The 8,590-nt window shown below is 73.7% G+C and carries 1 protein-coding gene; it reads left to right on the top strand.

The genetic code is table 11. The annotated features are described in order from the left end of the window. Positions 1-8: 8 nt before the first annotated feature. On the top strand, positions 9-8,590 hold an 8,582-nt coding region (locus tag ACIBQ1_RS61685), incomplete at its 3' end, for an amino acid adenylation domain-containing protein (RefSeq protein WP_397292849.1).

Raw genomic sequence — 8,590 nt, forward strand, 5'->3', positions numbered from 1 at the left:
CGCCGGCGTTGTGGGAGCGGCTGGTCGCGTCCGGGGTGCAGGGGTTCAATTTCTATGGTCCGAGCGAGTGCACGGTGGATACCGCGGTCGCGCGGATCGGTGGTGTCGCAGGGCCGGTGGTGGGGCGGCCGGTGGCCAATATGCGGGTGTATGTGCTGGATGAGCGGCTTGCGCCGGTGCCGGTGGGGGTGGCGGGCGAGTTGTATGTGGTGGGTGCGGGGGTGGCGCGCGGGTATGCGGGTCGTGCGGGGTTGACGGGTGAGCGGTTCGTGGCGTGCCCGTTCGAGGGCGGGGGGCGGATGTATCGGACCGGGGATCGGGTGCGCTGGTCCGCTGATGGTCAGCTCGTTTTCTTGGGCCGGGTGGACGATCAGGTGAAGGTGCGCGGTTTCCGTGTGGAGCCGGGTGAGGTCAGTGCGGTGCTGGCGGGTTGTCCGGGAGTCGGGCAGGTCGCGGTGGTGGCACGGGAGGACGCGCCGGGGGATGTGCGGTTGGTGGCCTACGTGGTCCCGGCGGACGCACAGGGGAGCGGCCTGAGCGAGACGGCACGGCGCTTCCTGGGTGAGCGGTTGCCCGAGTACATGGTGCCGTCGGCGGTGATGGTGCTGGACGCGCTGCCTTTGACGGCGAACGGGAAGGTGGATCGCGCGGCCCTGCCGGTCCCGGAGTACTCGGTCAAGATGGGGCGGGGGCCTGCAGACGCTCGGGAAGAAGTGGTGTGCGCCGCGTTCGCCGAAGTGCTGGGCGTCGAAAGCGTGGGCGTGGAGGACGACTTCTTCGCGCTCGGCGGCCAGTCGTTGCTGGCGATCCGCGTGGTGGCGTTGTTGCAGGCGCGTGGGGTGTCGGTGTCGGTGCGGTCGTTCTTCCAGGCGCCGACACCGGCCGGGTTGGCGCGGTCGGTCGGCGAGGCGCGGGTGGCGGTGCCGGACAACGCGGTCCCGGCGGACGCCACCGCCATCACACCGGAGATGCTGCCGCTGGTCGAGCTGACGGCGGAGGAGATCGACCGGATCGTGGCCGCGGTCGACGGCGGCGCCGCGAACGTCGCCGACATCTACCCCCTCGCACCCCTGCAGGAAGGACTCCTGTTCCACCACCTGCTCGCCGAGGACGGCCAGGACGCCTACGTGCAGCCCACCGTGGTCGAGTTCGACTCCCGCGCCCGGCTGGACGCCTTCGCCGACGCACTCCAGCAGGTCGTGAACCGCCACGACATCTACCGCACCTCGATCGTCTGGGAAGGGCTGCGCGAGCCCGTCCAGGTCGTGTGGCGGCGGGCGGAGCTTCCCGTGCACGAGGTGGCGCTCGACCCGCAGGGCGGCGACCTCGCCGAACGCCTGGTGGCGCACGTCGGCCGGAACATGGACCTCGGCCGGGCGCCGCTGATGAGCATCCACCACACGCCCGTCCCGGGCACCGCCCGATGGCTGGGGCTGGTGCGGGTGCATCACATGGCGCAGGACCACACCGCGCTCGAAGTGGTGATCGAGGAGGTGCGGGCGTTCCTCGCGGGACGCGGCGCCGAGCTGCCCGAGCCGCTGCCGTTCCGCACCTTCGTGGCCCAGGCCCGAGGCGCCGTCAGCCGCGCCGAGCACGAGCGGTACTTCGCCGACCTGCTCGGCGACGTGACCGAGCCGACCGCCCCGTATGGCGTGCTGGACGTGCGCGACCACGGCACCGCCTCCGTACGCGAGATCGTGCCGTTCCCCGCGGAGCTGGACCGGCGGGTGCGCGAGATCTCCAGGCGCGTCAGCGCCAGCCCGGCGACCCTCCTGCACGTGGCCTGGGCCAGGCTGCTCTCCGTGCTGTCCGGCCGCGACGACGTCGTGTTCGGCTCGGTGCTGTTCGGCCGCATGAACGCGGGCACCGGCTCCGAGCGCGTGCCGGGCCCGTACATGAACACCCTCCCGGTACGCGTCCGCACCGACGGGACCGGCGTGCTCGAAGCGGTCGCCGCGATGCGCGGCCAGCTCGCCGGGCTCGTCCGGCACGAGCACGCCCCGCTGGCGGTCGCGCAGCAGGCCGGCGGCGTCACCGGAGACACGCCGCTGTTCACCGCCCTGTTCAACTACCGCCACAACACGGGCGCGTCTCAGGGCGGGGACGACGCGATGGCGGGCATCAGGCTGCGCTACTCCGAGGACCGCGACAACTATCCGCTCACCGTCTCGGTCGACGACGGCGGCGACCGGCTCTCGCTGGCCGTGGACGCTGTCGCGCCGATCGACCCGCGGGCCGTCGGCACGCTGCTGCGCACCACCGCGGACAACCTGGTCTCCGCGCTGGAGGCGGTACTCGACGACGGTGACCCGGACCTGCCGCTGAGCGCCGTGGACGTGCTGGATGACGCCGAACGCGAGCGGTTGCTGCACGCCTGGAACGACACGACGGTCCAGGTCCGGCCCGCGACGGTGACGGAGCTGTTCGAGGGCCAGGCGGCCCGGACCCCGGACGCGATGGCGGTGACCTCCGACGGGGAATCCCTCACGTACGCGGAGCTGAACGCGCGGGCCAACCGGCTGGCGAGGCTGCTGGCCGGGCGGGGCGTGGGCCCGGAGTCGGTGGTCGCGCTGGTGATGGAGCGCGGTGTCGAGCTGATGGTCGCGGTGCTGGGCGTGTTGAAGGCGGGAGGCGCGTACCTGCCCGTGGACCCGGAGTACCCGGCCGAGCGGATCGCGTACATGCTGGAGGACGCGGTGCCGGCGATGGTGCTCGCCACGGCGGGGACGGCGCGGACGGTGCCCGGCGCGGTGATCGTGGACTCGGCCGAGACGGCCGCGGCGCTGCGCGGGTTGCCCGGGGACGACCTGGGGGCGCGGGTGCTGCCCGCGCACCCCGCCTACGTGATCTACACCTCCGGCTCGACCGGCCGCCCCAAGGGCGTGGTCCTCACCCACGAGGGGTTCGCCAACACGGCCGAGGCGCTCGCCCGCCGTTACCCGACGAAGGTCGGGCCCGGGGCGCGGATGCTGCAGTTCGCCTCCGTCAGCTTCGACATGTTCTGCTCCGAATGGGCACTGGCCCTGCCCGCCGGCGCCACCCTCGTCGTCGTCCCGCCGCACCGGCGGCTCGGCGCCGAGCTGGCGGCGTTCATCGCCGGCGAAGGGATCACGCACGCCGCCTTCCCGCCCGCCGTGCTCGCCGGCATGGAGGTCGGCGCCATCCCCGACGGGGTCGTCATCGACGTGGGCGGCGAGGCCCTGCCGCCCGAGCTGGTCGAGCGGTGGGCGCCCGGCCGGGAGATGTTCAACTCCTACGGCCCCACCGAGACCACCGTGGACGCGGCGGTGTGGGAGTGCCGCGCGGGCCTGGACGACGTGCCGATCGGCACGCCGATCGCCAACACGCAGGTGTACGTGGTGGACGAGCACCTCGCGCCGGTGCCGGTCGGCGTGGCGGGCGAGCTCTACGTCGCCGGGGCCGGGCTGGCCCGCGGCTACCTGGGGCGCCCCGGGCTGAGCGCGGAGCGGTTCGTGGCCGATCCGTTCGGGCCGGCCGGTACGCGGATGTACCGCACCGGCGACCGGGTGCGGTGGAACGCCGACGGCGAGCTCGTCTTCGCCGGGCGGCTGGACGACCAGGTCAAGATCCGCGGCTTCCGGATCGAGCCGGGCGAGGTGCAGGCCGTGATCGCCGCCCACCCGCTGGTCGGGCAGGCGGCGGTGATCGCCCGCGAGGACACCCCGGGCGACGTCCGCCTCGTCGCCTACGTCGTTCCGGCCGGGGGCGACGCCACCGATCCGGTCGCGCCGGCGCAGCTCCGTGACTCCGTACGGCGCCACGCCGCCGAGCGGCTGCCCGGCCACATGGTGCCCGCGGCCGTCGTCACCATGGACGCGCTGCCGATCACGGTCAACGGCAAGCTCGACCGCAGGGCTCTCCCCGTGCCCGACCACGCGGCCGGGCAGGCCGCCCGCCCCGCCACCCCGCAGGAGGAGATCCTCTGCGGCCTGTTCGCCCAGGTCCTCGGCCTGCGCGAGGTCGGCGTGGACGACGACTTCTTCGCACTCGGCGGCCACTCGCTGCTCGCGGTGCGGGTGATCAGCCGCGTGCGGACGGTCCTGAAGGCGGAGGTGCCGCTGCGGGCGCTGTTCGAGGCGCCGACCGTGGCCCGGCTCGCCGCCCACCTCGACACGACCCGCCGCTCCGGCGGCGCCGTGCAGGCCGCTCTCACGCGCGTGGAGCGCCCGGAGCGGGTGCCGCTGTCGTTCGCGCAACGCCGCCTGTGGTTCATCGGCCAGCTCGAGGGCCCGAGCGCCACCTACAACATGCCTGTCGCGCTGCGCCTGCGCGGCACCCTGGACCTCGGCGCGCTCCGCCTGGCGCTGCGCGACGTCGTGGGGCGGCACGAGGTGCTGCGCACCCGGTTCCCGGCCGCCGACGGGCAGCCGTACCAGGAGATCGTTCCGCTGGAGGAGCTGGCGATCGAGCCGGAGGTCGCCGACATCCCGCCCGCGCAGCTGGACGAAGCGGTCGCCACCGCCGCCCGGCACGTGTTCGACCTGGCCCGCGAGGTGCCCTTCCGGGCGTGGCTGTTCCGCCTGGCACCGGACGAGCACGTGCTGGCCGTGACGATCCACCACATCGTCGGCGACGGCGCGTCCACCGGGCCGCTGGCCCGCGACCTGTCCGTCGCCTACGCCGCGCGCCACGCGGGCCGGCCGCCGCAGAGGGCGCCGCTGCCGCTCCAGTACGCCGACTACACCCTGTGGCAGCGCGAGCTGCTCGGCGACGAGCAGGATCCGGGCAGCGTCATCTCCGGCCAGGTCGCCCACTGGCGGCAGGCGCTGTCCGGCGCGCCGGAGGAGCTGACGCTGCCGTTCGACCACCCGCGTCCGGCCGTCGCCTCCCACCGCGGCCACCCCGTGCCCATGGAGGTCACCGCCGGGACGCATGCCCGGCTGGCGCAGGTGGCACGCGCCGAGGGCGTCACCATGTTCATGGTCCTGCAAGCCGCGCTCTCCATGCTGCTGTCCCGGCTCGGTGCGGGCACCGACATCCCCATCGGCTCCCCGAACGCCGGCCGCACCGACGAGGCCCTCGACGACCTGGTCGGCTCCTTCGTCAACACGCTCGTCCTGCGTACCGACCTGTCCGGCGACCCCACGTTCGCCGAGGTGCTGAGCCGCGTGCGGGAGACCGGCCTGAGCGCGTTCGCCCACCAGGACGTGCCGTTCGAGCGGCTCGTCGAGGAGCTGGCGCCGAGCCGGTCGATGGCCCGCCACGCCCTGTTCCAGGTCATGCTGACCCTGCAGAACACCCTCGACGAGGACCTCGACCTGCCCGGCCTGCGCACCGAGCTCGTGCAGGCGAGCGGGTCCACGGCCAAGTTCGACCTGGACGTCATCATGGGCGAGGCGTTCGACGCGGACGGCGCCCCGGCCGGCGTGCGTGCCCTGATCACCGCCGCGGCGGACCTGTTCGAACCCGCCACCGTCGCCGCGCTGGCCGGACGGCTGGCGCGCGTGCTGGACACCGTCTCCCACGACCCCCTGGTACGCCTCAGCGCCCTGGACGTCCTCGACCCCGCCGAGCGCCACAGCGTCCTGACCGGCTGGAACGACACCGTGGCACCCGACGTGCCACCCGCGACCGTGGCAGACCTGTTCGAGGCCCAGGCCGCGCGGACGCCCGCCGCCCTCGCGGTGTCGGCGGACGACGCGGAACTGACCTACGCCCAGCTCGACGAGCGGGCGGAACGGCTGGCGCGACTGCTGGCCGGGCGCGGCGTCGGCCCCGAGTCGGTGGTCGGCGTGTGCCTGGACCGCGGCGCCGACCTGATCGTCGCGCTGCTGGGCGTGCTCAAGGCCGGCGGTGCCTACCTGCCTATCGACCCGGCGTACCCGGCCGACCGGATCGCCTACATGGTGGCCGACGCGGCGCCCGCGGTGGTGGTGGCCTCGGCGGCGACGGCAGGCGTGGCGGCGGCCTCGGGCGCGGTCACGCTCATGGTGGACGACCCGTCCCCCGCCGCCCCCGTGGACAGGTCCGGCAGGTCGGTGGCGCACCCGGCGTACGTCATCTACACCTCCGGCTCGACCGGCCGGCCGAAGGGCGTGCTCGTCTCGCACGCCGGCGTGGCGAGCCTGGTCGCGGGCCAGATCCGCGAGCTCGGCGTCGGACCGGGCAGCCGCGTGGGACAGTTCGCCTCGGCCAGCTTCGACACCTTCGGCTGGGAGTGGATGATGGCGCTGCTGTCCGGCGCGGCGCTGGTCGTCGTCCCGTCCGGGCGGCGGCTGGGCGAACAGCTGCCCGCCTTCCTGGCCGAGCGGCGGGTGACGCACGTGACGCTGCCGCCCGCGGTGCTGGCCACGCTGGACGAGCGCTCGCTCGACCCCGGCGTCGTGGTGGCGGTCGCCGGCGAGGCGTGCCCGCCGGACGTCATGACGCGGTGGGCGCGGGGCCGGCGCATGTTCAACTCGTACGGCCCGACCGAGACCACCGTGGACGCCACCCTGTGGCGCTGCGACCCGGACGCCGAGCAGGTGCTGATCGGCGCGCCGGTGCTCAACACGAACGTGTACGTCCTGGACGACCACCTGGCGCCGGCGCCGGTCGGCGTCGTCGGCGAGCTGTACGTCGCCGGGACCGGCCTGGCCCGCGGCTACCTCGGCCGGCCGGGGCTGACCTCGGAACGGTTCGTGGCCTCCCCGTTCGCGAGCGGCGAGCGGCTCTATCGCACCGGCGACCTCGCGCGCTGGACCTGGCGGGGCGAGCTGGCCTTCGCGGGACGCGGCGACGACCAGGTCAAGATCCGCGGGTTCCGGATCGAGCCAGGCGAGATCGAGAACGTGCTCCTCACCCATCCCCAGGTCACCCAGGCCGCGGTCATCATGCGCGAGGACGAACCGGGCGACAAGCGGCTCGTCGCGTACGTCGTCATGGCCCCGCCGGCGGAGAGCGACCCGGTGCTCGCGCTCGCCGCTGAGCGCCTGCCCGGCTACATGGTGCCCACGGCCATCGTCACCATGGACGCGCTGCCGCTGACCGTCAACGGCAAGCTCGACCGCAAGGCCCTGCCACGGCCCGACCACTCCACGCACGCGCCCGCCGACCGCCGCCCGCCGGATGCTCGGGAGGAGATCCTGTGCGGGGTGTTCGCGCAGGTGCTGGGGCTGCCCGGGGTGGGGGTGGACGACGACTTCTTCGCGCTCGGCGGGCATTCGCTGCTGGCGGTGCGGCTGGCCAGTCGGATCCGCGCGCTGCTGGGCGTCGATCTGGACATCCGTGTGCTCTTCGAGGCGCCGACGGTGGCCGGGCTCGTCGCCCGGCTCGGCGACGCCGGCCAGGCGCGCGTCCCGCTGACGGCGGTGGCGCGGCCCGAGCGGGTGCCGCTGTCGTTCGCGCAGCGGCGGTTGTGGTTCATCAGTCAGCTCGAAGGGCCGAGTGCCACCTACAACGACCCGATCGCGCTGCGGCTGTCCGGGGACGTTGATCGGGACGCGCTCGGCCTGGCCCTGCGGGACGTGATCGGGCGGCACGAGGTGCTGCGCACGGTCTTCCCCGTTGCCGACGGCGAGCCGTACCAGCGGGTGGTGCCACTCGACGAACTGGCGTGGGAGATGCCGGTGGCGCGGGTCACCCCCGCCGAACTGCCCGCCGCGGTGGCGGAGGCGGCCGGGTACGCCTTCGACCTGTCGGCGGAGGCGCCGATCAGGGCGTGGTTCTTCGAGGCCGGTCCGGACGACCGGGTCCTGGTGGTGGTGATCCACCACATCGCGGGCGACGGCTGGTCGATCGGTCCGCTGGCGCGGGACGTGTCACTCGCGTACGCGGCCCGGCGCGGCGGCCGGGCTCCGGTGTGGGAGCCGCTGCCGGTGCAGTACGCCGACTACGCGCTCTGGCAGCGGGAGTTGCTGGGCGACGAGCGCGATCCGGACAGCCTGATCGCGCGACAGATGACCTACTGGCGTGAGACGCTCGCCGGCACGCCGGAGGAACTGGCCCTGCCCTTCGACCGGCCGCGTCCGGCCGTGGCCTCGCATCGCGGGCACAGCGTGCCGGTGGAGGTGCCGGCCGAGGTGCACGCGCGGCTGGTGGAGGTGGCGCGGGCCGAGGGCGTGACCATGTTCATGGTGCTGCAGGCCGCGCTGGCGGTGCTGCTGTCGCGGCTGGGCGCCGGTACCGACATCCCGATCGGGTCCGCGAACGCCGGGCGCACGGATGTGGCGCTCGATGATCTCGTCGGGTGTTTTGTCAATACCTTGGTCGTGCGGACGGACCTTTCCGGGGACCCGGAATTCCGGGAATTGCTGGAGCGGGTGCGGGAGCGGAGTTTGTCGGCGCTCGCGCACCAGGATGTGCCTTTCGAGCGGCTGGTGGAGGAATTCGCGCCTGCCCGGTCGATGGCTCGGCATCCGCTGTTCCAGACCGTTTTCACCATGCAGAACAATGCCGCGGCGGTGCTGGAGCTGCCCGGGGTGCGGGCCGAGGGAATGTCAGCGGGGATGTCGGCTGCCAAGTTCGACCTGGACGTACTCGTGGGGGAGACGTTCGACGGTCAGGGGGCGCCGGCGGGGGTGCGGGGGTCGGTGACGGTGGCCGCTGATCTGTTCGATGCGGTGTGGGCTGATCGCATTGCTCGCTATTG

Source organism: Nonomuraea sp. NPDC050153 (assembly GCF_044460125.1).
Classification (GTDB): domain Bacteria; phylum Actinomycetota; class Actinomycetes; order Streptosporangiales; family Streptosporangiaceae; genus Nonomuraea.